Raw genomic sequence first — 24,757 nt, 5'->3', positions numbered from 1 at the left:
GCACCCTACGGCTCACAGCTTGCGCAGGCTCAGCTTCTGCACCTTGTGGTCGGGCCCCTTGCGCACGACGAGCGTGGCGCGCCCGCGCGTCGGGGCCACGTTCTCCAGCAGGTTGGGCTTGTTGATGGTCCGCCACATCGTCTGCGCGTACTCCAGCGCCTCCTCCTCGGAGACCTGGGTGTACTTGCGGAAGTAGGAGAACGGGTTCTGGAACGCCGTCTCGCGCAGCTTGCGGAAACGGTTGAGGTACCAGCGCTCGATGTCCTCGGGGCGCGCGTCGACGTACACGCTGAAGTCGAAGTAGTCGGCGAGGCCGACCCGGGTGCGGCCGTCCTTGCCGGGGAGGGCCGGCTGGAGGACGTTGAGCCCCTCGACGATCAGGATGTCCGGGCGGCGGACGACGAGCTGCTCGCCGGGGACGATGTCATAGATCAGGTGGGAGTAGACGGGGGCCGTGACCTCGTCCTTGCCGGCCTTGATGTCGGCGACGAAACGGGTCAGCGCACGCCGGTCGTAGGACTCCGGGAAGCCCTTGCGGGAGGTCAGGCCGCGGCGCTGGAGTTCCTTCATCGGGTACAGGAAGCCGTCGGTGGTGACCAGCTCCACGCGCGGGTGCTCGGGCCAGCGGGCGAGGAGCGCCTGGAGCAGACGGGCCACCGTGGACTTGCCGACGGCCACCGAACCGGCGACGCCTATGACGAACGGGGTGCCCGTTTGGGCGCCGTGGCCGTTGCCGGCGTCGCCGAGGAAGGTGTTCAGGGTGCCGCGGAGGTTGTTCGTGGCGCCGACGTAGAGGTTGAGGAGGCGGGAGAGCGGGAGGTAGACGTCCCGTACCTCGTCGAGGTCGATGACGTCGCCCAGGCCGCGCAGCCGCTCGACCTCCTGCGCGGTCAGGGGCAGGGGCGTCCGCTCGCGCAGGGCGCTCCACTCGGCCCGGGTGAGGTCGACGTAGGGGGAGGCGTCGGGTACCCGGCGGGGGCCGGTGCGCTCCGTCGCGCGGTCCGGCGTGCAACGCGTCGGCGATGTGATCACAAGGCCATTGTCGGCGTTCCGGCCCGGTTGTGGATGGTGGGGTCGGTCACGTGGGGGAATGCCCCGATGGAGGGGTGGGACGCTCCCCGTGGGGTACGGGTGGGGGTTGTACGCGCTCCGGTCTCGATCGGAAACACGTGGAGTCTCGTGACGATCACGATTCCGCGAGGTTGCGCGGAACTCCGCTCCCGGCATCGGACCGAGTCATAGATTGACAGGGCCGCTGCGCTGACCCGCGCCCGAGCGGTGTTCGTTCCATGGGGGAGATCTTTCGTGCGTACCGCTTTCGTCCGTCGTGCCGTCCTGGCCGTTTCCGCGGCCTCCCTGACCCTGCTGGTGACCGCGTGCGGCTCGGGGGACGCGAAAGAGCCCGCCGAGGGAGCCGGCGCCGGTGGCCCGGCGAGCGCCCCGGCTGCCGCGGGCGGCAAGGGGAAGCCGGCCGCCGACCTCACCCCGCTGCTGGTCGCGCAGGCCGACCTGCCCGGCTTCAAGGTCGCGCCGGACGCGGGCGCCGCGCTGATCGCCAAGGGTGTCGTGCCCAAGAGCGACAAGCCGGCCTGCGAGTCGCTGGTGCAGCTGCAGGCCTCCGCCGCGGTGCGTACTCCCTCTTCCGGGCCCGCGGGCGCGGCGTGGATCTCGGTCGCGGACAAGCCGAAGGCCCCCGACGCGAACGCGAGCGCCGAGGAGAAGCTGGACGCGATCACGGGCGCCCTCTCGGTGACGAAGACCTCGGTGGGCCTGCACTCCTACGACGGCAAGGGCGCCGAGGACGCGTTCGCCGGCCTCAAGGCCGCCGGCGCGTTCTGCGCGAACGGCTACACGGTGACCGCCGAGGGCGAGAACACCAAGGTCGAGAAGGTCACGGCCGGTGCCCCGGTCACGGCGGGCGACGAGGCCCTCTCCTACGCGGTGGTGGCCGACCTCGGCGACGGGGTCAAGGCCCTGACGCAGATCGTGGCCGTCCGCAAGGGCAACACCCTGGCCACCTTCAGCAGCCTGAACCTCACCGGCGAGGCCGCCCAGCCGAAGGCGGTCGTCGAGGCCCAGCTCAAGAAGCTCGGCTGACGGGGATGGACAGAGGGGGGAAGGCCCTGACCCGGGTCGCGCTGCCGCTGGCCCTGCTGGTGCCCGCCGCGCTGCTGCTCACCGGGTGCGGGGCGAGGACGGCCGGGGCCGACACGGTCGCGGCCAACGGGAACGCGGAGGAGTTCGTGGCCTCGGCCGGGGCGCGCGCGGACGGTGCGCGGACCGGGACCGGATCGGGCACCGCCTCCGGTGCCTCGGCGTCGGCCGCGCCGCGCGGGAAGTCCGACGTGGAGCTGGCCGAGCTGCTGCTGACCGAGGGGGACCTGCCCAACCACCGGGTCGACGGGCAGAGCGGTGACAGCCCGCTGGTCACCGTGGACCGGCCCGAATGCCGAGCGCTGGCCTACGCCGCCGTCGGCTTCCTGCCCAGCGGCAAGACCGGCTGGGCCAGGGCCTCGGTGGTGGCCGTCTCCGAGGAGTTGCCCGTCGACGCCTCGGAGCGCCTGAAGAAGCAGGCCGCGCTGGACGCCGCGAACTCGACGGTGACGGTGGTGACCCTCGGCTCGTACGCGGGCAAGACCGCCGCCGGGCACCTCGCCGAGCTGCGCGCGGCGGCCGGGGCCTGCGCGGGGGGCTACGCGGCGACCGCGAACGGCGAGCCGTCCGTCAGGGTCACCAAGGTCACGGCGCTGCCCGCGCCCGTCGGGGCGGGCCCGGGGTTCGACGCCGACGAGGTCCTCGCCTACTCGGTGGAGGCCGAGTCCGCCGGGGAGGGCTACGAGACGGAGCTGGTCGTGGTCCGCCACGGCGGTACCGTGGCCAACTTCTTCGCCGCCCGACTGTCCGGGCAGGTCGAGCTGCCGGCCCCGGTGGTCGAGGCGCAGCTCGCCAAGCTCGGCTGAGGCCGACCGCAGCGGTCTGAGGAAACGTTCGAAGGACTGTTGTTCGAAGGACCGTTCACCCCGCCCCGGCACTCGCCGGGGCGGGGTTTTTCGTCCGGTTCGGGTACCGGGCAGACGGCCAACTACGGCGTACGCTGCGGCCTATGTGCGGAATTGTGGGTTACGTAGGAGCGCAGTCGGCGCTCGATGTGGTCATCGCCGGACTGAAGCGGCTGGAGTACCGCGGCTACGACTCGGCGGGCATCGCCGTGGTCGCCGACGGGGAGCTCGCCACCGTCAAGAAGGCCGGCAAGCTGGTCAACCTGGAGAAGGAGCTGGTCGGGCGACCGCTGCCGGCCGGCTCCACCGGACTGGGGCACACCCGGTGGGCGACCCACGGGGGGCCCACCGACCTCAACGCCCACCCCCACCTCGACAACTCGGGCCGGGTCGCGGTCGTACACAACGGCATCATCGAGAACTTCGCCGCGCTGCGCACCGAACTGGCCGAGCGCGGACACCGGCTGGAGTCCGAGACGGACACCGAGGTGGTGGCGCACCTGCTGGCGGAGCGGTTCGCGGACACCGGGGACCTCGCGGAGGCGATGCGCCAGGTGTGCCGGCTGCTCGACGGCGCCTTCACCCTGGTCGCCGTGCACGCCGACGAGCCCGACGTGGTGGTCGGCGCGCGCCGCAACTCCCCGCTGGTGGTGGGCGTCGGGGAGGGGGAGAACTTCCTCGCCTCGGACGTGGCCGCCTTCATCGCCCACACCCGCTCCGCGATCGAGCTGGGACAGGACCAGGTCGTCGAACTCCGGCGCGACGGGGTCACGGTGACCGACTTCCACGGCGCCCCCGCGCAGGTGCGGGCCTACCACGTGGACTGGGACGCCTCGGCGGCCGAGAAGGGGGGCTACGACTACTTCATGCTCAAGGAGATCGCCGAGCAGCCCAAGGCCGTCGCCGACACCCTCCTGGGCAGGATCGACGCGAGCGGCCTGCTGACGCTGGACGAGGTGCGCATCCCCACCTCGGTGCTCCGCGAGGTCGACAAGGTCGTGATCGTGGCCTGCGGTACGGCCTACCACGCGGGCATGATCGCGAAGTTGGCCATCGAGCACTGGACCCGCATCCCCTGCGAGACGGAACTGGCCAGCGAGTTCCGCTACCGCGACCCCATCCTCGACCAGCGCACGCTGGTGATCGCGATCTCGCAGTCCGGCGAGACCATGGACACCCTGATGGCGCTGCGCCACGCCCGCGAGCAGGGCGCCCGGGTCCTGGCCGTGTGCAACACCAACGGCTCGACGATCCCGCGCGAGTCGGACGCCGTGCTGTACACGCACGCCGGTCCGGAGGTGGCCGTCGCCTCCACCAAGGCGTTCCTGACGCAGCTGGTGGCCTGTTACCTCGTCGCGCTGTACCTCGGGCAGGTGCGGGGCACGAAGTGGGGCGACGAGATCGAGGTGGTCATCCGGGAGCTGTCGGACATCGCCGCGGCCGTCGACACGGTCCTGGAGACGATGGAGCCCGTACGGGAGTTGGCGCGGTCCCTGGCCCACAAGAACACCGTGCTGTTCCTGGGGCGCCACGTCGGCTACCCGGTGGCGCTGGAGGGCGCGCTCAAGCTCAAGGAGCTGGCGTACATGCACGCCGAGGGCTTCGCGGCGGGCGAGCTGAAGCACGGGCCGATCGCGCTCATCGAGAAGGACCTGCCGGTGGTGGTCGTCGTGCCGTCGCCGCGCGGTCGATCGGTCCTCCACGACAAGATCGTCTCGAACATCCAGGAGATCCGGGCCCGCGGGGCGCGGACCATCGTCATCGCCGAGGAGGGCGACGAGGCGGTGGTCCCGTACGCCGACCACCTGATCCGGATCCCGGCCACCCCCACGCTCCTCCAGCCGCTGGTGGCGACGGTGCCGTTGCAGGTGTTCGCGTGCGAGCTGGCGACGGCGCGGGGCAACGAGGTGGACCAGCCGCGTAACCTCGCAAAGTCGGTGACGGTGGAGTAGCGGGCGGGACGGGCATTGTGATTATCGGCGTGGGGATCGACGTCGCGGAGATCGAGCGGTTCGGCGCGGCACTGGAACGCACGCCGAACCTGGCGCACCGGCTGTTCGTCGAGGCCGAGCTGACGCTGCCGAGCGGCGAGCGGCGCGGAACCGCCTCGCTCGCCGCCCGGTTCGCGGCCAAGGAGGCCCTGGCCAAGGCCCTCGGCGCGCCCGGAGGCATGCTCTGGACCGACGCCGAGGTGTACGTGGAGGCCTCGGGTCAGCCCCGGCTGCGGGTGTCGGGGACGGTCGAGGCCCGCGCGAAGGCGCTGGGGGTCACCTCCTGGCACCTCTCGCTGAGCCACGACGCCGGGGTCGCCTCCGCGGTGGTCATCGCCGAGGGCTAGGTCGTAGAGGGTGACGGCCTCGGCGCCGCCGTGGCCGTCTTCGGCGTTCACGGCACGGTGTGCTGCGTTCACGGCACGGTGTGCGGCGTTCACGGCACGGTGTTCGGGCAGGCTGGGGCCATGCGTACTGCTTACAGCGTGGAGACCGTACGGGGCGCCGAGCGCGAGCTGATGGCCCGGCTGCCGGAAGGCGCCCTGATGGCGCGGGCGGCGGCCGGGCTGGCCGCCGTCTGCGCGCGGTTGCTGGCCCACCGCCGGGGCCGGGTGTACGGCTCCCGGGTCGTGCTGCTGGTCGGCCCCGGGGACAACGGCGGCGACGCCCTGTACGCGGGCGCCCGGCTGGCGCGGCGCGGGGCCGGGGTGACGGCCGTGCCGATGGACCCGGAGCGGATGCACCCGGGCGGCCTGGCCGCGCTGCTGGCCGCCGGGGGGCGCGTGGCGGACACCGTCCCGCACCGGGCCGACCTGGTGCTGGACGGGCTCCTCGGGATCGGCGGCAAGGGCGGGCTGCGTCCGGCCGGGGCCGCGCTGGTGGAGCGGATCCCGGCGGGCGCGCCCGTCGTCGCGGTGGACCTGCCCAGCGGGGTGGACGCCGACAGCGGGGAGGTCGCGGGCCCGGCGGTGACGGCCGAGGTGACGGTGACCTTCGGGGCGTACAAGCCGGGGCTGTTGATCGACCCCGGGGCCTCACGGGCGGGCGCGCTGCACCTGGTCGACATCGGGCTGGAGCTGCCGCCGCCGGAGCTGGAGGCCCTCCAACACGCCGACGTCGCGGGGCTGCTCCCGGCGCCGACGGCGTCCAGCGACAAGTACCGGCGGGGCGTCGTCGGGGTCGTCGCCGGCTCGGAGCGGTACCCGGGCGCGGCCGTGCTGGCCGTCGCCGGGGCGCTGCGCGGGGGCGCGGGCGCGGTGCGGTACGTGGGCCCGGCGGAGAAGGCGGTGCTGGCGCACTACCCGGAGGTGCTGATCGGGCCGGGCCGGGTGCAGGCCTGGGTCCTCGGGCCGGGCATCGGCGACGGCCGGGGCGCCGAGGTAGCGCGGGCGCTGGCGGACCCGGACGTACCGGTGCTGGTGGACGCCGACGGGCTGCGCGGGCTGGACCCGGAGGTGGTGCGCGGGCGCCGGGCGGCGACCCTGCTGACCCCGCACGCGGGCGAGGCGGCGGCCCTGCTGGGCGAGGCACGGGAGGTGGTGGAGGCGGGCCGGCTGGCCGCCGTACGGCAGCTGGCGGCGCGGTACGGGGCCACGGTGCTGCTCAAGGGGTCCACGACCCTGGTGGCCGGACCGCTGCCCGGGGCGCCGGTCCGGGTCAACCCGACCGGGACCCCGTGGCTGGCCACCGCCGGGAGCGGCGACGTCCTGTCCGGGCTGGCCGGCTCCCTGCTGGCCTCCGGCCTGGACGGCTCGGACGCGGGCTCCGTGGGCGCCTACCTCCACGGCCTGGCGGGCCGGATGGCCGCCGACGGGGCCCCGCTGGTGGCCCACGAGGTGGCCGCCGCCGTCCCGCGGGCCTGGCGCTCGCTCACGAGCTGACCGCGCCCCGGAGCGGTCGGGGCGTGGGTAGATCGGGAGCTGGGACGGGGTTCTGAGAGACTGTCCGCGATGAACGAGACACCGATGCGCGCGTATGCCGAGATCGACCTGGACGCGGTACGGGAGAACGTACGCGCCCTGCGCGCACGGGCACCCCGCTCCCAGCTCATGGCCGTCGTCAAGTCGAACGCCTACGGGCACGGCGCCGTCCCGTGCGCCCGCGCCGCCCAGGAGGCCGGCGCGACCTGGCTCGGCACCGCCACCCCCGAGGAAGCGCTCGCCCTGCGCGCCGCCGGGATCGAGGGGCGGATCATGTGCTGGCTGTGGACCCCCGGCGGTCCGTGGCGGGAGGCCGTCGAGGCCGACATCGACGTCTCGGTCAGCGCCCTGTGGGCCCTGGACGAGGTCCGCGAGGCCGCCCGCGAGGCCGGCCGCACCGCCCGGATCCAGCTCAAGGCCGACACCGGCCTCGGCCGGGCCGGCTGTCAGCCCGCCGACTGGGCCGAACTCGTCGGCGCGGCCGTCGCCGCCCAGGCCGAGGGCACCGTCCAGGTCACCGGCCTCTGGTCGCACTTCGCCTGCGCCGACGAACCCGGCCACCCCTCCATCCGGCTCCAGCTCGACGCCTTCCGCGACATGCTGGCCTACGCCGAGAAGGAGGGCGTGGACCCCGAGGTCCGACACATCGCCAACTCGCCCGCCACCCTCACCCTCCCCGAGAGCCACTACGACCTCGTCCGTACCGGCATCGCCGTCTACGGGGTCTCGCCCGCGCCCGAACTCGGCACCCCCGCCCAGCTCGGCCTGCGCCCCGCGATGCGGCTCAAGGCCTCGCTCGCCCTGGTCAAGTCCGTCCCGGCCGGGCACGGCGTCAGCTACGGCCACCACTACACGACCCGCTCCGAGACCAACCTCGCCCTCGTCCCGGTGGGCTACGCCGACGGCATCCCGCGCTGCGCCTCCGGCCAGGGGCCCGTCCTCGTCGGCGGCAGGATCCGCCACGCGGCCGGCCGCATCGCCATGGACCAGTTCGTCGTCGACCTCGAAGGCGACGACGCCCGCGTCGGTGACGAAGCGGTGCTCTTCGGTGACGCCGAGCGAGGGGAGCCCACCGCCGAGGACTGGGCCCAGGCCGCGCACACCATCGCGTATGAGATCGTCACTCGTATCGGAGGTCGGGTCCCCCGGGTCTACCTGGGCGACTGAACGAGGACGGGGAGGCGGTCGTGAGCGAGAACTGGCGAAGGGCCGGCTGGGCCGGCGCTGCCATCGGAGTCATAGCGGCGGGCGCCGCCGCCGGAGTCGCGGTCGAACGGATCACCGTGGGCCGGGGCATCCGCATGAAGGCGCGCCTCGCCCTGGACGCGGCGGGCGACTACGGCTCCCTGCGGGGCACCGAGGGCACCTGCCGGGCCGAGGACGGCACCGAGCTGTACTACGAGATCGACGAGCTTCCCACGCCCGACAGCGGCAAACGCCGCTCGCGCCGCAAGGGCCGGGAACCCGTCACCGTCGTCTTCTGCCACGGCTACTGCCTGAGCCAGGACTCCTGGCACTTCCAGCGCGCCGCCCTGCGCGGCGTCACCCGTTCGGTCTACTGGGACCAGCGCAGCCACGGCCGCAGCGCGCGGGGTCCCTCCCGGGCCGACGGCGGGCCCGTCACCATCGACCAGCTCGGCCGCGACCTGCTGGCCGTCATCGAGGCCACCACCCCCGAAGGCCCGCTGGTGCTCGTCGGCCACTCGATGGGCGGGATGACCGTCATGGCCCTCGCCGAGCAGTTCCCGGAGCTGGTGCGCGACCGCGTGCTCGGCGTGGCCCTCGTCGGCACCTCCAGCGGCCGCCTCGACGAGGTCACCTACGGGCTGCCCGCCGTCGGCGTCGGCGCCGTGCGGCGGCTGATCCCGGGCGTGCTCAAGGCGCTCGGCTCCCAGGTCGAACTCGTCGAGAAGGGGCGCAGGGCCACCGCCGACCTCTTCGCCGGGATGATCAAGATGTACTCGTTCGGCTCCCGCGACGTCGATCCGGCCGTCGCCCGCTTCGCCGAGCGGCTGATCGAGGCGACCCCGATCGACGTGGTCGCGGAGTTCTACCCGGCCTTCCAGACCCACGACAAGAGCGCCGCCCTCCAGCGGTTCGCGGACATCCCCGTCACGGTCATCGCCGGGGACCGCGACATGATCACCCCGGCCGCGCACAGCATCGCCGTCAAGGAGGCCCTGCCCGCCGCCGAACTGGTGGTGCTGGAGGACACCGGACACCTGATGATGCTGGAGCGCCCCGACATCGTGACGGGCCTGCTCCTGGACCTGCTGGCGCGCACCGGAGCGGTTCCGGCAGCGGCTAACGTTGGGGCGCATGGAAGAAGTACCGCGGGAAGCGCCGCGCAGCCCGGCCGCTGAGGTCCTGGCCGAGGCCGCCGCCGAAACCCTGATCACCGTCGAATCGCCCGCCTCCATGCAGGAACTGGGCCGACGCATCGCCGGCCTGCTGCGCCCCGGCGACCTCGTCCTGCTGACCGGGGAACTCGGCGCGGGCAAGACCACTCTGACCCGGGGCCTGGGGGAGGGGCTCGGCGTACGCGGGGCCGTGACCTCGCCGACCTTCGTGATCGCCCGGGTGCACCCGAACCTGGGGGGCGGGCCGGCGCTGGTGCACGTGGACGCGTACCGGCTCGGTGGCGGTCTCGACGAGATGGAGGACCTGGACCTGGACGTCTCGCTGCCCGAGTCGGTGGTGGTCGTCGAGTGGGGCGACGGCAAGGTCGAGGAGCTGTCCGACGACCGGCTGCACGTGGTGATCGGGCGGGCCGCCGGCCACGAGGAGGTCTTGGACGACGTGCGCGAGGTGGTGGTGCGCGGCGTCGGCACGCGCTGGGCCGGAGCCGAACTGACCGGGCTGGGCGCCCGGTAGGCGGCGCGCGACAGGAGGACGGGCGGTCGGGGAGGCGGGCGAAGGAGCCCGCGGAACCGGCCGCCCCTTCGCGTTCGGAGGTACCGACAAGGTGCCGACAACCTGTCGGGAAGATATTGCGCCGATGCCCGGACCCGTGGTCACATGGTACCCAGCGCTGGTTAGGGCTACCTAAGTAAAGTGTCCGGGCGTCCAGGAGGCAGCCGTGTCGACAGCAGGAGCAGAACGGGTCCCCGCGGTGCGGCCCCTGTCCGCCGTGTCGGCGGGAGCGTCGGTCTCCGCCTACTCCATGGGCGCGCTGCTGGCCGCGGGAGCGGCGGCCACGGCCGTCTCCACCCCGCCCGCCCGCGCGGACCGGCAGGACCCCCCGGACGACGCGGAACAGGCCGCCCCGACGGAGTCGGAAGCGGCCTGATCCCCCGAAGGGGTGATTGCGCGGAAACGGGGCGGCCCCGGGCCCTGTCACGGCGCCGAGAGGGTCGGCCGGCCAGGATCCGAAGGAGCGGCAGGGGCTAAGGGCTGTCCCGTCATCCCTGGTGGGCGCGGATTCACCACGGATTGCAGGAGAGCCCTTAGGGAACGACGACGACCTTCGAGTTGATCGTGGCGAACGCCCACATCGCGTCCCCGTCGGCGCGGGCCATGCGGATGCCGCCTGCCTTCTTCACGGGGTCCGGCGCCGGAGTCGCACCGTCCACGCGGGCGCTGAAGCCGATCGCGATCCCGTCCGTGCTGGCGAAGCGGACGACGTGTTCGATCGGCACCCCGTCCGTGCCGGTCACCGTGCCCGAACGCGACCCGACCAGGTAGCTGCCGGGCGCCGGGTTCACCGTGCTCGGCGTCACCGCGAACGACTTCGGGTCCCGGCCGTCCTCCCCGACCAGCCACACCCGCTTCTGCGAGACCGAGTACACGACCCGCACCCCGTTCCCCGAACCGGACGGCAACGCCGCCGGCTTCGCCGGGTCCTGCTTGGTGGGGGCCTGCGTCGGGGCGGTGGCCGGTGCCTGCGCGGCGGGCTTCACCGGGTGCGCGGGGGCGGTCGCGGAGGCCTGGTACCCCAGGAAGGCGATGGCGCCGATTGCCGCGGCGGTGAGCCCGGCCACGATTCCCGAGCTGCTGCGTGCCACCTTGCTCCACCTCTCCGCGCCTGCGAGGACGATCTTCGTACCGTTGGGGGCGTGCCCCGGTCGAAAGGTAGCAGCCGTGCCCCCGCCGTCACCGGCCGCAAGGCCCGGGGCCCCGGGAGTCGTAGGCTGTTCGCGTGCTCTTGCTCGCCGTAGATACCGCCACGCCCGCCATCACCGTCGCCCTGCACGACGGGGAGTCCCTCCTCGCCGAGTCCCACCAGGTCGACGCCCGTCGCCACGGGGAGCTCCTGCTGCCCTCCGTCGACCGGGTCCTCGCCGAAGCCGGGGTGAAGCTCGAAGCCCTCACCGGCATCGTCGTCGGCGTCGGCCCCGGCCCGTACACCGGGCTGCGCGTCGGCCTCGTCACCGCCGCCACCTTCGCCTCCGTCCTCGGCGTCCCTGTGCACGGCCTGTGCACCCTCGACGGACTCGCCTACGCCGCCGGCGCCGCCGGGGTCGAGGGCCCCTTCGTCGTCGCCACCGACGCGCGGCGCAAGGAGGTCTACTGGGCGCGCTACGAGGACCCCCGCACCCGGACCGCCGGCCCGTCCGTGGACCGCCCCGCCGAGATCGCCGAACAGGTCGCGGGCCTGCCGTCCGTCGGCCAGGGCGCCCGGCTGTACCCGGAGGTCTTCACCGACGCCCGGGAGCCCGAGCACCAGTCGGCCGCCGCCATGGCCGCCCTGGCCGCCGAGCGCCTCGTGGCCGGCCTGCCCTTCGAGAACACCGATGGACAGCAGCCCGCCCCCCTCTACCTGCGCCGGCCCGACGCCGAGGTGCCGAAGAACTACAAGGTGGTCACACCGAAGTGACGGCCCCGACCACAGTGACCGCGGTGCTCCGCGAGATGCGCTGGTGGGACATCGCGCCGGTGCTGGAGCTGGAGCGCGAGCTCTTCCCCGAGGACGCCTGGTCCGCCGGGATGTTCTGGTCCGAGCTGGCCCACTCCCGCGGCCCCGCCGCCACCCGCCGCTACCTCGTCGCCCACGACCCCGACACGGGCCGCCTCGTCGGCTACGCCGGCCTGGCCGCCGCCGGAGACCTGGGCGACGTACAGACCATCGCGGCCGCCCGCGACCAGTGGGGCACCGGCCTCGGCGGCCGGCTGCTGGCCGAACTGCTGCGCGCCGCCACCGCCTTCGAATGCGCCGAGGTCCTGCTGGAGGTACGGGTGGACAACACCCGTGCCCAGCGGCTCTACGAGCGCTTCGGCTTCGAGCCCATCGGCTTCCGGCGCGGCTACTACCAACCCGGCAACATCGACGCGCTCGTGATGCGACTGACCGACCCCGCACAAGCGAGAAGTGAAAGCAGTGACAGCAATGGCTGACGAACCCCTCGTCCTCGGCATCGAGACCTCCTGCGACGAGACCGGCGTCGGCGTCGTCCGCGGCACCACCCTGCTCGCGGACGCCATCGCGTCGAGCGTCGACGAGCACGCCCGCTTCGGCGGGGTCGTGCCCGAGGTCGCCTCCCGGGCCCACCTGGAGGCCATGGTCCCCACCATCGAACGCGCCCTGAAGGAGGCCGGGGTCAGCGCACGCGACCTCGACGGCATCGCCGTCACGGCCGGCCCGGGTCTGGCGGGCGCCCTCCTGGTCGGCACCTCGGCGGCCAAGGCCTTCGCGTACGCGCTCGGCAAGCCGCTCTACGGGGTCAACCACCTCGCCTCGCACATCTGCGTCGACCAGTTGGAGCACGGGCCGCTGCCCGAGCCCACCATGGCGCTCCTCGTCTCCGGCGGACACTCCTCGCTGCTGCTCGCCCCCGACATCACCAGCGACGTACGGCCGCTCGGCGCGACCATCGACGACGCGGCGGGCGAGGCCTTCGACAAGATCGCCCGCGTGCTCCAGCTGGGCTTCCCCGGCGGCCCGGTCATCGACCGGCTCGCGCGCGAGGGCGACCCCAAGGCGATCAACTTCCCGCGCGGTCTGACGGGGCCGCGCGACGCCCCGTACGACTTCTCCTTCTCCGGCCTCAAGACGGCCGTCGCCCGCTGGATCGAGGCGAAGCGGAAGGCGGGCGAGGAGGTCCCGGTGCGCGATGTGGCCGCCTCCTTCCAGGAGGCGGTGGTGGACGTGCTGACGCGCAAGGCCATCCGCGCCTGCAAGGACGAGGGCGTCGACCACCTGATGATCGGCGGCGGTGTGGCGGCCAACTCGCGGCTGCGCTCGCTGGCGCAGGAGCGCTGCGACGACGCGGGGATCATCCTGCGCGTGCCCCGGCCGAAGCTGTGCACGGACAACGGCGCGATGGTTGCCGCGCTGGGCGCGGAGATGGTCAAGCGGAACCGACCGCCCTCGGACTGGGACCTGTCCGCCGACTCCTCCCTGCCGGTGACGGAGCCGCACGTTCCGGGCACCTCCCACACGCACGGGGACGACGCGGAGCACGGGCACGCGCACGGGACCACGCACGGGCACGGCCACGATCACGACCACGTGCACGAGCTGAGCAAGGACAACCTCTACTCGTGAACACCGTCGCGCTGATGTGGGAGGCCCGCGCCGTCAACGGCCGGGGCAACGAACTGCTGGAATGGGCCCGCGCCCAGGTCCTGGCCCGGGAGCCGGTCCGGCGCGAGGTGATGCGCGCCGCCCAGGACCGGGTGCTCGTGCTGACCTGGTGGGAGGCCCCGGAGGGAATGGCGGCTGAACTCCCCGAACTCCCCGAGCCCGCAGCGGACCTGATCACCCGTCCGGTCCACCGTTGGCGGTTCGAGTCGGTGGAGGTCACCGGCGGCTGAGTCGACGCCGTGCGGGGGCGGGCCGCGCCGAGGCGGGCCCGGCGCGACCCCGGCCTGCGGCTATGGTCATGCCCATGCCTAGCCGTGACCTCCCGCCCCCGCCGCCGCCCGCGCACCTGCGCGAGTGGCTGGACGAGACCGTCGTACGGGCCGACCGCGCGCGCTTCCTGAGCGACCTGAGCCGGCGCGGCCTCGGCCCGGGCCGGCTGCTGCTGCTCTGGGCGGTCACCGCGGTCTTCGCGCTCGGCTGGAGCTTCGTCGGCATGGCCGTGATGGCCTTCGAGTCCGAAGACCCCCTGGAGTCCCTCTTCGGGACCCTGTTCGGAGTGATCGGGCTCGGCGTGCTGGTGCCCGCCGGGTTTTGGTTCGCCTGGGGCGCCCGCCGCGACCGCGAGGTGCGCCGGCTCTTCCACGCCTGGTTCGAGGCGGGCCGCGACCCCGTGGCCGACGCCCGGCTGCGCGTACCCGGCCGGAGCCTGATGTGGCTCGTGGGCTCCCTGCTGCCGGCCGCGTTCGGGCTCTGGACCGCCTTCGCCTCGGCGGCGCGGGCCGAGCCGGGCTCGGAGACCTACGGGGAGGTCGCCTCCTTCATCGGGCTCGGCATGATCCTGTGGATCGCCGGACTGCTCGGACTCGCCAAGGCGGGCGCCCACTACCGCTGGGCGGTACGGGCCTTCCCCACGACCCCGTCGGGGGCGGCGGGGGCGGCTGCCCTGGTGGCCCCGGTTGCTCCGGCTGCCCCGGCCGACCCCGGCGGGGGTCCCGTCGAGCGGCCGGTCTGAGGTGGGCGTGGGGTGGCTGCCCGACTGGGGCCAGGGGCCGCTGCGGGCCCTCCCCGCCCTCCCCGACCTGCCGGCCGCCCGCCTGCGCGGGCCCGCCGCGGTGGTCGAGGCCGTCTGGGAGGGCCTGGTACTGGCGGCGCACTGGCAACGGGACCGCCACGACCTGCGCCGGCCGGGCCGACCGTACCCGCCGCTCCTCGCCCTGCTGGAGGCGGCGCGCGCCGACCCCGTCCTGGGGCGGCTCCGCCCGTACACCAGCCACTGCACGCTGCTGTTCAGCGCGTGCGTCGACTTCCCGTACGACGTGCGGGTGTCCTCCGTCGAGCCCCTGTCCGACGGCCGGTTCCGGGTCCGCCCGCGCGGCGGCGCCACCGCCGAGGGGTACGCCGACACCCCCGAGGCGGCCCTCGCCCTGATCACCGCCGACCTCCCGGCGGGCCTCGGCCCGGCGGCGGGAGCGGGACCGACCGGCCCTAAGGAGTCCGCGCCGGGGAGCCGATCAGCATCGACGGCGCCCCCGCCACCCGGGTCAGGAACACCGTCGCCGAGTTCGGGCCCTGCGGCTTGACCTTCCTGCGCAGCTCCTCCGGCTCGATCGCCGAACCCCGCTTCTTCACCGTCAGGATCCCCACCCCGCGCTCGCGCAGCAGCGCCTTGAGCTTCTTCAGCCCGAAGGGGAGCACGTCGGTGATCTCGTACGCGGTCGCGTACGGGGTCGCGCGCAGTTCGTCGGCGGTGATGTAGGCGATGGTCGGGTCGATCAGCCGACCGTCCAGGCTCTCGGCCACCTCGGCGACCAGGTGCGCCCGGATCACGGCCCCGTCCGGCTCGTAGAGGTAGCGGCCGACCGCTCCCGCCTCCGGGTCGGGTAGCGGATCCGCCGTCATCAGCTCGCGCGGCCCGGGCAACAGGGTGGCGCGCACAGAGCCGGGGGCGGTGCCGAACCACAGCACGGCCTCCTTCACGTCCCCCTGGTCGGAGATCCACTCCGCCTCGGCCTCGACGGGCACGGCCTCGTGCGGGATCCCGGGGGCGATCTTGATCGCGGCGTACTCGGCCGCGCGGGCCGTCTCCACGGCCCAGGACAGCGGCGGCGAGTAGCCCTCCGGGTCGAAGATCCGGCCGCGTCCGCCCCGGCGCGCGGGGTCGATGAAGACGGCCTCGTACGCGGACACGTCCACGTTCGTCACGTCCGCCTCCCGGACCTCGATCAGGTCCGCCAGCCCCAGCGCCTCGGCGTTGGCCCGCGCGACGGCGACGGTCAGCGGGTCGAAGTCCACCGCCAGCACCCGGATCCCGAGCCGGGCCAGCGCCAGGGCGTCCCCGCCGATCCCGCAGCACAGGTCCGCGACGCTCCGTACGCCCAGCTCCGCGAGGCGCCCGGCCCGGTAGGAGGCCACCGACGCGCGGGTGGCCATCTCCCCGCCGCCGGGGGTGAAGTACATCCGGAACGCGTCCTCGGCCCCGAACTTGACCACCGCGCGCTGCCTGAGGCGGGCCTGCCCGAGCGCCGCCGACACCAGCGGCGCGGGGTGTTCGCGGCGCAGCCGGGTGGCCACGGCCAGCTCCTGGGCGGGGTCGTAGTCGCGGAGCGAGCCGAGGAGGGCGCGGCCCTCGGGGGTGAGGAGGGTGGCGAAGTCTTCGGGGGTCACCGCTCCATTGTGGGCCAGTAGGAGGAAGGGCGGGATCCGGCCGTGGTGTCGTCCGCGGCGTGGTGCGGTGCGATGCAAGTATCCGCTGCTATGCAGCTTGTACGACAAAACGGAAATTCTGCGCAGTTCGGTCACCGGCTCGCGGCGCGCCCGCGCGGCCGGTACGGGGTGGCCCTTGCGGCACTGCTGGTCGCGGCCCTGGGTACGGGGTGCGGAGCCGCGGAGTCGGGCACGCCGGCCAAGAAGCCGGGCCAGGCCGGCGAGGCGGGCCCCGGAGCGGCGGGTGGACTCAGCTCCGCCGAGAAGGCCAAGGCCGCCCAGCAGGCCCGGATCGTCGCCGCCAAGAAGTGGGGCCTGCTCAAAGTGCCGCTCGCGGCCCCGGCCGCGCCGAAGACGAAGCCGGAGATCACCACCCGGGACGGCTTCGAGGTCGAGGACCAGGACGAACTCCCGCCCGTCTTCACCACCGTCCCCACCGAGGACAAGGTGGTCTTCCTGACCATCGACGACGGCGCGGAGAAGGACCCCGAGTTCATCAAGATGATGAAGGAGCTGAAGATCCCGTACACGGCGTTCCTCAGCGACTACCTCGTCCAGGACAACTACCCGTACTTCAAGGAGATGCAGGCGGCGGGCGTCACCCTCAACAACCACACGCTCAACCACCGCTACATGCCGGCTCTCTCCTACGACAAGCAGCGCGAGGAGATCTGCGGCCAGCAGGACACCATCCAGAAGCAGTTCGGCAAGCGGCCCGCGCTCTTCCGCCCGCCGTACGGCAACTACAACCAGGACACCCTCAAGGCGGCCAAGTCCTGCGGCATCAAGGCCGTTCCGCTGTGGAACGCCGAGGCCTTCACCAACCGGATGGACTACCGGGAATGGGACCGCGATCTGCACCCCGGTGACATCATCCTCACGCACTTCCGCGGACGCGAGGACTGGAAGGGCACGATGCCTGACATGATCCGTCAGGTCATGAAGACCGTCACGGACAAGGGTTACTCCGTGGCCCGCCTGGAGGATTACTTGTGAGGTACGCGCGTCGGTTCGTAGCCGGGACGCTGACGGCCGGCGCGCTCACGTTGTCCCTGACGGGGTGCGGGAACAGCGTGGATCCGATCGAGAGGCTGGGCCGCAAGACGGCGCAGGACGTCGGGACGCCGTCGGCGTCCCCGTCCCCGTCCGCGTTGGCGTCCGCCGGGGCCTCGGCACGGGCCGGGACCCCGGCGGACGAGGCGTACCGCAAGTGGGGGCTGACCGCCCCCGTCCAGTACGCCCCCAAGCCCGCCAACAAGCCGCAACTCCCGAAGGCCACCCCGGGCAAGGCGGCCGTCGTGGACCGAATACCCGTCGCGCCGACGGAAAAGGTCGTCTTCCTGACCTTCGACGACGGCGCCGAGAAGGACCCCGAGTTCCTGAAGATGGCGGCCGACCTGAAGCTGCCGATCAGCATGTTCCTGACGGACAACGTGGCTTCGTCGGACTACGGCCACTTCGAGAAGCTCCGCGACAACGGCTCGGCCAGCACGATAAACAATCACACCCTGACCCACCCGAACCTCCGGACCCTGCCCTTCGCGGCGCAGAAGAAGGAGATATGCGGCCAGCAGGACCGCCTGGAGAAGCGCTTCGGCAAGCGCCCCACGCTCTTCCGGCCGCCGTTCGGCAACTACAACGACGAAACCCTCCGGGCCGCCTCCGAGTGCGGGATCTCCTCGGTCGTCCTGTGGCGCGCGTCGATGCAGATCAACAACTTCCAGTACGCGGAGGGCTCCGCCCTCAAGCCGGGCGACATCATCCTGGCCCACTTCCGCGGCCCGTCGGAGCTCAAGGGCGCGACGGAGATCCAGATGACGACGCGCATGCTCCAGCGCATCCAGGAGCAGGGCTACACGATCGGCCGGCTGGAGGACTACGTGTAGGGGCGGGGTGGGGGGGGTGGGGCGGGGTCGGGGGGAACCTCGGCGGTATGCGGTGGGGCGGTCTCGCGGATGGTGTGGGGGTTTCCCGCCAGTCCACTGTCCTTCCGTGCCGGTCCGGTCCCTCAAGGGCGCTCACTGCGTTCGCGTCGCTACGCGATTTCGCTGCGCTCAACCCTTGACCGACCGGCCCGTCCCGGAATGCCAAAGACTGTCGGGAAGCCCCCAAAAGAACGGGCTGGTCTGAAGTGACGAGGAGCGGGTCCCTCAGGGGCCGTGGGGCGGGCGCTTCGGCCGGCAGGCCGGGCATTCGGGTCCCTCGCAGAACCTTTCAGGACTCGACTCGGACTACTCCACACCTGCGGTTGATCAGGACACCCGAACGGGACCTGGGGCGCATCGGATCGCTACACACTGTCTCTCGGCTCAGCGACTGCGACCCGTCAGGGGCTGGACATAGGCCACGACGAAAAGCCTTCGCGCGGGCGGGACGGGGGGTCGTAGGCTCCACCGTCCGTGGCCGGGACAGGCGGAGGGGATCCATGTTCAGCGGGAAGATGCATGCCGACGAGGTCGACATCGACGAAGCGCTCGTCGGGAGACTGGTCGCCGCGCAGTTCCCCCAGTGGGCGGACCTCGCCGTCACCAAGGTGCGTTCGGCCGGTACGGACAACGCCATGTACAGGCTGGGCGCCGACATGGCCGTGCGCCTGCCGCGCATTCCCGATTCCGTCCGGCAGGTGGCCAAGGAGAACCGTTGGCTGCCGCGCCTCAGCCCCCACCTCCCCTTGGCCGTCCCCACCCCGCTGGGGCGGGGCGTGCCCGGTGAGGGCTTCGACTTCCCGTGGTCCGTGTACCGCTGGATCGAAGGCGAGAACCTCTTCGACGAGCCCGTCGCCGACCTGCGCGAGACCGCGCTCCAACTCGGCGCCTTCGTCGCCGCCCTCCAACGGATCGATGCCACGGGCGGACCGTTCTCCTTCAGGGGAGGGCCGGTGAGCACTCGTGACGAAAGCGTTCGCGAGGCGATCCGGGACCTGGGCTCGGACGGAACGGTGGACGGTGACGCCGCGACGGCCCTGTGGGAAGAGGTCCTGCGACTTCCGCAGTGGCAGGGCGATCCGGTCTGGGTGCACAGCGATCTCCTGCCGGGGAACCTACTGGGTCACCGAGGCCGGCTCTCGGCCGTCATCGACTTCGGAGCCGTGGGAGTCGGCGATCCCGCCTGCGACATGATGGCCGCCTGGTCCCTGCTCTCGTCCGAGACCCGCGACCTCTTCCGCGAGGCGGTCGACGTCGACGACGCGACCTGGGCCCGAGGTCGCGGCTGGGCCCTGTGCTTCGGCCTCACCGCCGAGCACGAATACCGCGTGACCAACCCCGTACTGGCCGCCGTCGCCCACCGCACCGTGGCCGAGGCCCTCTCCGACCATCACCCCCACACCGCCTGACCTCCCCAGGCCCTCTCGTCTGCCGAGGGGGCGAGCATCGTCCCCAGACGGGCCGCAGTCGCTGAGCCGAGAGACAGTGTGTAGCGATCCGATGCGCCCCAGGTCCTGTTCAGGTGTCCTGATCAACCGCAGGTGTGGAGTAGTCCGAGTCGAGTCCTGAAAGGTTCTGCGAGGGACCCGAATGCCCGGCCTGCCGGCCGAAGCGCCCGCCCCACGGCCCCTGAGGGACCCGCTCCTCGTCACTTCAGACCAGCCCGTTCTTTTGGGGGCTTCCCGACAGTCTTTGGCATTCCGGGACGGGCCGGTCGGTCAAGGGTTGAGCGCAGCGAAATCGCGTAGCGACGCGAACGCAGTGAGCGCCCTTGAGGGACCGGACCGGCACGGAAGGACAGTGGACTGGCGGGAAATCCCCACACCATCCGCGAGACCGGTCAACGGTGCACCGCCGAGGTTCCCCCCGCCCCCACCCCCGCCCCCACCACCGGGGTGATCGTGGTTTCCGCCGGGCCGCGGGCGTCCGCCTCGCGTTGGCGTTCCGCGCTGTCGCTGATGCGCAGGAGGAGGGCGATCATGATCCAGTTGGCCAGGAGCGAGGAACCGCCCTTCGCCAGGAAGGGCAGGGCCTTGCCGGTCAGCGGGATCAGGCCCGTGACTCCGCCCGCCACCACGAACACCTGGAGCGCCAGCGCCGAGGCCAGCCCCACCGCCAGGAGCTTGCCGAAGGGGTCCCGCGCCGCCAGGGCCATGCGCAGGCCCCGCTGCACGAGGAGTGCGTAGATGATCAGGACGGCCATGACCCCGGCCAGGCCGAGCTCCTCGCCGACCGTGGTCAGGATGAAGTCGCTGCGGCCCGCGAAGTTGATCAGTTCGGGATGGCCCATGCCGAGGCCGGTGCCCGAGATGCCGCCCGTGCCGAAGCTGAACAGCGCCTGCGCCGATTGGTCGGAGACGATCCCCTCCGGGGGCTTGTCCCAGTAGATGGAGAGGGGGTTGAGCCAAGCGGCCACGCGGCCCTTGACGTGCGGCTGGGTGGAGCCGACCACGAAGGCGCCCAGGCACGCCATGAGCAGACCGCAGACGATCCAGCTGGTGCGCTCGGTGGCCACATAGAGCATCACCACGAAGACGCCGAAGAAGATCAGCGAGGTGCCGAGGTCGCGTTCGAAGACCAGCACCAGCAGCGAGACGATCCACACGGTGATGAGGGGGCCGAGCTGTCGCATCGGCGGCAGTCGCATGCCCAGGAACTTGCGCCCGGTCAGGGCGAGCGAGTCGCGGTGGATGACCAGGTAACCCGCGAAGAAGATCGCGATCACGATCTTCACGAACTCGCCCGGCTGCAACGAGAAGCCGAAGAGGATGATCCAGCGCTTGGCGCCGTACGTGTCCGCGCCGAAGAACGCCGGCGCGATCAGCAGCACCAGGGCGACGGCCATCGAGATGTAGATGAACCGCTGGAGCAGCCGGTGATCGCGCAGCAACGCCACCACCAGGATGCAGGCGGCGACCCCGACCACCGTCCACACGAGCTGGCCGGGCGCGTACGGGGGAGAGTTGTAACGCTCCATGTATCCCTGGTCCAGCCGGTGCAGCAGCATCAGGCCGAGTCCGCTGAGCAGCATGGCCAGCGGGAAGATCAGTGGATCCGCGTACGGGGTGAAGCGGCGGATGCCCAGGTGCCCCACCAGGGACAGCAGGGTCATGCTGATGACGAAGCTCGTCAGCTGCGGCGGCAGCTCGCCGTTCATCGCCAGGCTCGCGCTCACGTGGCCGAAGACGGTGACGGCGAGGACGAGGAGCAGCAGCAGCCCTTCGGTGCGCCGGCGGACACCCGCCGACGTGATCGGCCTCAATCCACGCACGGGACGCCGCCGCCGTCGATCACGCCCGAGTCCGAGCCCGAGCCGGCGTCCGAGCCGGCGTCCGGCCGCCGTGGCGGTGGCGGGGCCGCCTGGGAGGGCGGGGGAGAGGCAGTGGAGGAAGCGGCGCCCGGTGCACTGGGGCTCGCAGGGTCGGCCTGGTGCGGGCCTGTCTGCTCGGCAATGAGGCGCTTTATCTTCATGTCATCTACGACGTTGATGTCCTCCCCGAGGTTCCTTCCGAACCCTTCGATGGGGAGTGTCATAAATTGCACTTTTCCACCGGACAGGTTCTTCGCCTGCTTCACGAACGGCAACAGGTCCCAGCCCGCGTCCGTCACCACGTCCTGCTTCGCGGTGTCCACGAGCTTGATCAGCTTCACCGGGTCCGTGAAGGTCCCGGCCGAGTTCAGCTTCCGCGTCGCGCCCGCGAGGAAGGCCTGCTGCCGCTTCGTGCGGTCCAGGTCGCCCCCGACGAGGCCGTGCCGCTGCCGGACGAAGGCCAGTGACTGCTGCCCGTCCAGGGTCTGCCGGCCCGCCGGGAAGTCGGCGCCGGAGTAGGAGTCCTTCACCGGCTTGCGCAGACACACCGGTACGCCGTCCAGCGCGTCCGCGAGGTGGTGGAAGCCCGCCAGGTTCAGCTCGGCGAAGTGGTCGACGGGGACGCCCAGGAAGTCCCGTACGGTCGCGATCTGCGCCTTGCGCCCCGCCTCGCGGCCCTCGCGCTCCAGCCGGCGGCGGTCGTGGACGCCCCGGGCCGACAGCCGTTCCTCCTCGGCCGCCTTCGCCAGCCCGTACGCCTGCTTGATCTTCCCCTTGCCGCCCGTCGACCCGTCCGGACCGGACAGCGGGACGAAGTCGTCGCGCGGGATCGAGAAGGCCTTGGCCTCGCTGCCGTCGCCCGGCACGTGCAACAGGATGAGGGTGTTGGCGTTGTAGCCGCCGATGTCGGAGCTGCCGGCGTGCAGCTTCTCCAGGACGGCCGCCGGGAGCGGTTCGCCGTTCTGGTCCCGGCGGCTGTCCAGGCCCATGAGGAGGATGTTCGTATCGCCGTGCGCGGACTTCTCGGCGCCGTCCAAGGCCTTGGAGCTGCCGATGCTCGACGCGAGGTCCCGGTAGACGTACCAGGCGGTGCCGCCCGCCATCACCGTCAGGGCGCAGCCCGCGACCAGCAGGGTGCGGCCGATCCGGCGGGGCGAGGGCCTGCGGCGGCTGTTCTTCCTCCGTTGCGCGCTCATGTCCGTCGATGCTGGCGCAGGGGCACTGAAGGAATCCTGAGGGCGACGTGGCGCCCCCTCGGCGGCCCGCCGGCGCGGCCCCCGACCTCAGCGCCCCGCCGGGATGCGCAGCTCCAGCAGCGCGCCCCCTCCGGGCGCCTCCCGGGCGCGTACGTCGCCGCCGTGCGCGCGGGCGATCTCCCGGGCGATGGCCAGGCCCAGCCCGGTCCCGCCGCTGCCCCGGCCCCGGTCCGCGTCGAGGCGTACGAAGCGCTCGAAGATCCGGTCCCGGTCCGCCGGCGGGATTCCGGGGCCGTCGTCCGCCACCTCCAGCACCGCCCAGCCGTCCTCGGCGACCGCCCGGACCCCGACCCGGGAGCGGGCGTGGCGCAGGGCGTTGTCCACGAGGTTGGCCAGGGCCCGCTCCAGGCGCGCGGGGTCCCCGTACGCCGGTACGGGCGCGGACGCGTCCAGTCGGAGCGCCGCCCGCGCGGCGGGCCGCCGGGCGGCGTCCTCGGCGGCCACCAGGGCGAGGTCCACGGGTTCGGCGGGGCGCGGCTCGGGGCCGCCGTCGAGCCGGGCCAGGAGCAGCAGGTCGGCGGCGATCCGCTGGAGCCGCTCGGTGTCGGCCAGCGCGGCGGCCACCGACTCCCGGTCGGGCCGCTCCATCGCCAGGGCGACCTCCAGCCGGGAGCGGACGGCGGCCAGGGGGTTGCGCAGCTCGTGCGAGGCGTCGGCGGTGAACTGGCGCTGGCGGGCGTCGGAGCGCTCCAGTCGGTCCAGGGTGTCGTTGACGGTCCGGGCCAGCCGGGCGATCTCGTCGGCGCCGCCCGGGTCGGGGACGCGCCGGTCGAGCCGGCTGGCGGTGACGGCGGCCAGCTCGGTGCGGATCGCGGTGACGGGGCGCAGCGCGTGCCCGGTGACCCATCGGGCCAGGGCCGCCGCGAAGGCGATGAGCGGGGGCGCGCCGGCGAGCAGGCCGCCGGCGATGGCCGCGGTGGCGTCGTCGACGTCGCCGAGCACGGTCATGGCGTAGACGGTGTGCGGATCGTGGCCGCCGGGCGGTCCGGGCGCGGCGACGGCGACGACCACGCGCCGCTCGCCGTCGGGGCGGGCGGGCGGCAGGACGACCGAGCGGGAGTCCTGGCCGGGGCCGGGCGCGAGCGTGCCGGGCCCGGGGACGTCCTGCGGGCCGCCGCTGGCGGCGACCGTGCGCCCGGCCGCGTCCCGTACGAGGACCAGGTCGACCCCGCCCTCGGGCGCGGGCAGCCGGCCGCCGGAGGGAAGGGTGCGGGCGTCGAGCTGGGCGGCGACCTTGCGGGCGGCCAACTCGGTGCGCCCGGTGGTGTTGTCGAGGAGGTTGGCGCGCAGCAGGGTGTACAGCCACAGCCCGCCGGCGGCCAGGACGGCGGCCATCGCGAGGGCGGCAGCGGCGGCGGCGCGGGTGCGCAGGCCGACGGAGCGGGACGTCCTAGCCACCGTCGGGGGCCATCCGGTAGCCGGTGCCGTGGACGGTGAGGATGGAGCGGCGGCCGAAGGGTGCGTCGATCTTTTTGCGCAGGGAGGAGACGTAGACCTCGACGATGTTGGGGTCGATGTCGTGCGGGGCGTCCCAGACCTCGTCCAGGATGTCCTGTTTGGCGACGGCCCGGCCGGGGCGTTCCATCAGGCAGGCGAGGACGCCCAGTTCGCGGGCGGTCAGCTCGATCTCGTGCGGACCCCGGCGGCAGCGCCGGTCCTGCGGGTCGAGGAAGAGGTCCCCGGCGCGCAGTTCGGCGGGCTCGGCCGGTTCGGTGGACGCGGTGGCGGCGCGGCGGACCAGGGCGCGCAGGCGGGCGCCGAGGACCACGAAGGAGAAGGGCTTGGTGAGGTAGTCGTCGGCGCCGGCGTCGAGGCCCTCCGCCTCGTCCCGTTCCCCGTCGCGGGCGGTCAGCACCAGGACGGGGGTGGGGTCGCCGTGGGCGCGCAGGCGGGCGCATATCTCGGCGCCACCGAGGCCCGGCAGCATCAGGTCCAGCAGGACGACGTCGTACGGGCCGCCGGTGAGGGCCAGTTCGAGGCCGCGGTGGCCGTCGTGGGCGACCTCGACCCGGTGGCCGTCGGCGGACAGGCCCCGGCGGAGGGACTCCGCCAGGCTCTCTTCGTCTTCGACCACCAGGATGCGCACGGCTCAAGCGTCACATACCGGGCGGAGCGGCCTTCGCCGGGTGCA

25 protein-coding genes are annotated in these 24,757 nt (G+C 72.9%); 18 read left to right on the top strand and 7 right to left on the bottom strand.

Annotated features, from left to right (window positions below; genetic code table 11):
• Positions 1–12 precede the first annotated feature (12 nt).
• Positions 13–1,032: a type I pantothenate kinase gene (gene coaA, locus ACIOD1_RS03725; protein ID WP_365621778.1), complete on the bottom strand. Its 1,020-nt coding sequence runs from the start codon at positions 1,030–1,032 to the stop codon at positions 13–15.
• A 273-nt stretch (positions 1,033–1,305) separates the two neighbouring features.
• Here coaA and ACIOD1_RS03720 point away from each other — a divergent pair, with 273 nt between their 5' ends.
• The 9 genes from ACIOD1_RS03720 to ACIOD1_RS03680 all read left to right on the top strand — a co-directional run bounded on the left by ACIOD1_RS03720 (position 1,306) and on the right by ACIOD1_RS03680 (position 10,198).
• Complete coding sequence (locus ACIOD1_RS03720; RefSeq protein WP_365621781.1) at positions 1,306–2,097, top strand: hypothetical protein; 792 nt, start codon at positions 1,306–1,308, stop codon at positions 2,095–2,097.
• A 5-nt stretch (positions 2,098–2,102) separates the two neighbouring features.
• Complete coding sequence (locus ACIOD1_RS03715) at positions 2,103–2,960, top strand: hypothetical protein (protein ID WP_401899938.1); 858 nt, start codon at positions 2,103–2,105, stop codon at positions 2,958–2,960.
• 143 nt (positions 2,961–3,103) lie between these two features.
• Entirely contained in the window at positions 3,104–4,951 is a 1,848-nt protein-coding gene (gene glmS, locus ACIOD1_RS03710; RefSeq protein WP_365621788.1) for a glutamine--fructose-6-phosphate transaminase (isomerizing), read from the top strand.
• A gap of 14 nt (positions 4,952–4,965) precedes the next feature.
• On the top strand, positions 4,966–5,337 hold the full coding sequence (locus tag ACIOD1_RS03705; protein ID WP_365621855.1) for a holo-ACP synthase: 372 nt from the start codon (positions 4,966–4,968) through the stop codon (positions 5,335–5,337).
• Positions 5,338–5,457: 120 nt separating this feature from the next.
• A complete protein-coding gene (locus ACIOD1_RS03700; RefSeq protein WP_365621791.1) occupies positions 5,458–6,870 on the top strand; it encodes an NAD(P)H-hydrate dehydratase in 1,413 nt (470 codons plus the stop codon).
• Between the two features lie 69 nt (positions 6,871–6,939).
• Positions 6,940–8,076 (top strand): alanine racemase, encoded by a 1,137-nt coding sequence (gene alr / locus ACIOD1_RS03695; protein WP_365621794.1) that lies wholly within the window; start codon positions 6,940–6,942, stop codon positions 8,074–8,076.
• Between the two features lie 20 nt (positions 8,077–8,096).
• Entirely contained in the window at positions 8,097–9,272 is a 1,176-nt protein-coding gene (locus ACIOD1_RS03690) for an alpha/beta hydrolase (RefSeq protein ID WP_365621797.1), read from the top strand.
• Positions 9,229–9,783, top strand: coding sequence for a tRNA (adenosine(37)-N6)-threonylcarbamoyltransferase complex ATPase subunit type 1 TsaE (gene tsaE, locus ACIOD1_RS03685; protein WP_365621800.1), 555 nt, complete (start codon positions 9,229–9,231; stop codon positions 9,781–9,783). Before ACIOD1_RS03690 ends, tsaE begins: the two co-directional genes overlap by 44 nt.
• A 205-nt stretch (positions 9,784–9,988) precedes the next feature.
• On the top strand, positions 9,989–10,198 hold the full coding sequence (locus ACIOD1_RS03680) for a hypothetical protein (protein WP_365621803.1): 210 nt from the start codon (positions 9,989–9,991) through the stop codon (positions 10,196–10,198).
• A 157-nt stretch (positions 10,199–10,355) separates the two neighbouring features.
• Here the strand turns inward: ACIOD1_RS03680 and ACIOD1_RS03675 are convergent, their stop codons facing one another.
• Positions 10,356–10,913 carry a hypothetical protein gene (locus tag ACIOD1_RS03675; RefSeq protein WP_365621806.1) on the bottom strand — a complete coding sequence of 186 codons (558 nt, stop codon included), beginning with the start codon at positions 10,911–10,913 and terminating at the stop codon, positions 10,356–10,358.
• Between the two features lie 134 nt (positions 10,914–11,047).
• On the opposite strand from ACIOD1_RS03675, the gene tsaB reads away from it, so the two are divergent.
• From tsaB to ACIOD1_RS03645, 6 genes are all read left to right on the top strand, one after another.
• Entirely contained in the window at positions 11,048–11,725 is a 678-nt protein-coding gene (gene tsaB, locus ACIOD1_RS03670; RefSeq protein ID WP_365621809.1) for a tRNA (adenosine(37)-N6)-threonylcarbamoyltransferase complex dimerization subunit type 1 TsaB, read from the top strand.
• Between the two features lie 35 nt (positions 11,726–11,760).
• Positions 11,761–12,243, top strand: coding sequence for a ribosomal protein S18-alanine N-acetyltransferase (gene rimI, locus ACIOD1_RS03665; RefSeq protein ID WP_365621858.1), 483 nt, complete (start codon positions 11,761–11,763; stop codon positions 12,241–12,243).
• Positions 12,236–13,393 (top strand): tRNA (adenosine(37)-N6)-threonylcarbamoyltransferase complex transferase subunit TsaD, encoded by a 1,158-nt coding sequence (gene tsaD / locus ACIOD1_RS03660; RefSeq protein WP_401899932.1) that lies wholly within the window; start codon positions 12,236–12,238, stop codon positions 13,391–13,393. Before rimI ends, tsaD begins: the two co-directional genes overlap by 8 nt.
• Positions 13,390–13,662 (top strand): hypothetical protein, encoded by a 273-nt coding sequence (locus ACIOD1_RS03655; protein ID WP_365621815.1) that lies wholly within the window; start codon positions 13,390–13,392, stop codon positions 13,660–13,662. Before tsaD ends, ACIOD1_RS03655 begins: the two co-directional genes overlap by 4 nt.
• A 74-nt stretch (positions 13,663–13,736) precedes the next feature.
• Positions 13,737–14,444: a hypothetical protein gene (locus ACIOD1_RS03650; protein WP_401899929.1), complete on the top strand. Its 708-nt coding sequence runs from the start codon at positions 13,737–13,739 to the stop codon at positions 14,442–14,444.
• Positions 14,445–14,451: 7 nt separating this feature from the next.
• A complete protein-coding gene (locus ACIOD1_RS03645) occupies positions 14,452–15,012 on the top strand; it encodes a DUF6193 family natural product biosynthesis protein (protein WP_401899927.1) in 561 nt (186 codons plus the stop codon).
• On the opposite strand, the gene ACIOD1_RS03640 is transcribed toward ACIOD1_RS03645, so the two are convergent.
• Positions 14,918–16,132, bottom strand: coding sequence for a methyltransferase domain-containing protein (locus ACIOD1_RS03640; RefSeq protein ID WP_401900464.1), 1,215 nt, complete (start codon positions 16,130–16,132; stop codon positions 14,918–14,920). The two genes, ACIOD1_RS03645 and ACIOD1_RS03640, sit on opposite strands and share 95 nt — an antisense overlap.
• Positions 16,133–16,186: 54 nt before the next feature.
• On the opposite strand from ACIOD1_RS03640, the gene ACIOD1_RS03635 reads away from it, so the two are divergent.
• From ACIOD1_RS03635 to ACIOD1_RS03625, 3 genes are all read left to right on the top strand, one after another.
• On the top strand, positions 16,187–17,131 hold the full coding sequence (locus tag ACIOD1_RS03635) for a polysaccharide deacetylase family protein (RefSeq protein WP_401899924.1): 945 nt from the start codon (positions 16,187–16,189) through the stop codon (positions 17,129–17,131).
• 77 nt (positions 17,132–17,208) lie between these two features.
• On the top strand, positions 17,209–18,021 hold the full coding sequence (locus ACIOD1_RS03630) for a polysaccharide deacetylase family protein (RefSeq protein WP_401899922.1): 813 nt from the start codon (positions 17,209–17,211) through the stop codon (positions 18,019–18,021).
• A 539-nt stretch (positions 18,022–18,560) separates the two neighbouring features.
• Positions 18,561–19,469 carry an aminoglycoside phosphotransferase family protein gene (locus ACIOD1_RS03625; protein WP_365622964.1) on the top strand — a complete coding sequence of 303 codons (909 nt, stop codon included), beginning with the start codon at positions 18,561–18,563 and terminating at the stop codon, positions 19,467–19,469.
• A 431-nt stretch (positions 19,470–19,900) separates the two neighbouring features.
• Here the strand turns inward: ACIOD1_RS03625 and ACIOD1_RS03620 are convergent, their stop codons facing one another.
• The 4 genes from ACIOD1_RS03620 to ACIOD1_RS03605 all read right to left on the bottom strand — a co-directional run bounded on the left by ACIOD1_RS03620 (position 19,901) and on the right by ACIOD1_RS03605 (position 24,712).
• Positions 19,901–21,331 carry an FtsW/RodA/SpoVE family cell cycle protein gene (locus tag ACIOD1_RS03620; protein ID WP_365622962.1) on the bottom strand — a complete coding sequence of 477 codons (1,431 nt, stop codon included), beginning with the start codon at positions 21,329–21,331 and terminating at the stop codon, positions 19,901–19,903.
• Complete coding sequence (locus ACIOD1_RS03615) at positions 21,319–22,566, bottom strand: LCP family protein (RefSeq protein ID WP_401899919.1); 1,248 nt, start codon at positions 22,564–22,566, stop codon at positions 21,319–21,321. The genes ACIOD1_RS03620 and ACIOD1_RS03615 overlap by 13 nt, the downstream gene beginning before the upstream one ends.
• An 87-nt stretch (positions 22,567–22,653) precedes the next feature.
• The gene (locus ACIOD1_RS03610) at positions 22,654–24,024 is read right to left on the bottom strand and encodes a sensor histidine kinase (RefSeq protein ID WP_401899916.1); all 1,371 of its coding nucleotides are present in this window, start codon (positions 24,022–24,024) and stop codon (positions 22,654–22,656) included.
• Positions 24,017–24,712 (bottom strand): response regulator transcription factor, encoded by a 696-nt coding sequence (locus ACIOD1_RS03605; protein ID WP_401899915.1) that lies wholly within the window; start codon positions 24,710–24,712, stop codon positions 24,017–24,019. Before ACIOD1_RS03605 ends, ACIOD1_RS03610 begins: the two co-directional genes overlap by 8 nt.
• Positions 24,713–24,757: the final 45 nt, after the last annotated feature.

Source organism: Streptomyces sp. NPDC088097 (genome assembly GCF_044741845.1).
Taxonomy (GTDB): Bacteria; Actinomycetota; Actinomycetes; order Streptomycetales; family Streptomycetaceae; genus Streptomyces.
The sequence above is the reverse complement of the archived record's forward strand: the minus strand, read 5'-3'. Positions and strand labels throughout refer to the sequence as shown.

Coding starts and splice junctions, on each gene's coding strand:
- alr (WP_365621794.1), top strand. CDS start 6,940: ATGAACGAGACACCGATGCGCGCGTATGCCGAGATCGACCTGGACGCG.
- ACIOD1_RS03615 (WP_401899919.1), bottom strand. CDS start 22,566: ATGAGCGCGCAACGGAGGAAGAACAGCCGCCGCAGGCCCTCGCCCCGC.
- ACIOD1_RS03635 (WP_401899924.1), top strand. CDS start 16,187: ATGCAGCTTGTACGACAAAACGGAAATTCTGCGCAGTTCGGTCACCGG.
- rimI (WP_365621858.1), top strand. CDS start 11,761: ATGCGCTGGTGGGACATCGCGCCGGTGCTGGAGCTGGAGCGCGAGCTC.
- tsaD (WP_401899932.1), top strand. CDS start 12,236: ATGGCTGACGAACCCCTCGTCCTCGGCATCGAGACCTCCTGCGACGAG.
- tsaE (WP_365621800.1), top strand. CDS start 9,229: ATGGAAGAAGTACCGCGGGAAGCGCCGCGCAGCCCGGCCGCTGAGGTC.
- ACIOD1_RS03715 (WP_401899938.1), top strand. CDS start 2,103: ATGGACAGAGGGGGGAAGGCCCTGACCCGGGTCGCGCTGCCGCTGGCC.
- glmS (WP_365621788.1), top strand. CDS start 3,104: ATGTGCGGAATTGTGGGTTACGTAGGAGCGCAGTCGGCGCTCGATGTG.
- ACIOD1_RS03650 (WP_401899929.1), top strand. CDS start 13,737: ATGCCTAGCCGTGACCTCCCGCCCCCGCCGCCGCCCGCGCACCTGCGC.
- ACIOD1_RS03625 (WP_365622964.1), top strand. CDS start 18,561: ATGTTCAGCGGGAAGATGCATGCCGACGAGGTCGACATCGACGAAGCG.
- ACIOD1_RS03700 (WP_365621791.1), top strand. CDS start 5,458: ATGCGTACTGCTTACAGCGTGGAGACCGTACGGGGCGCCGAGCGCGAG.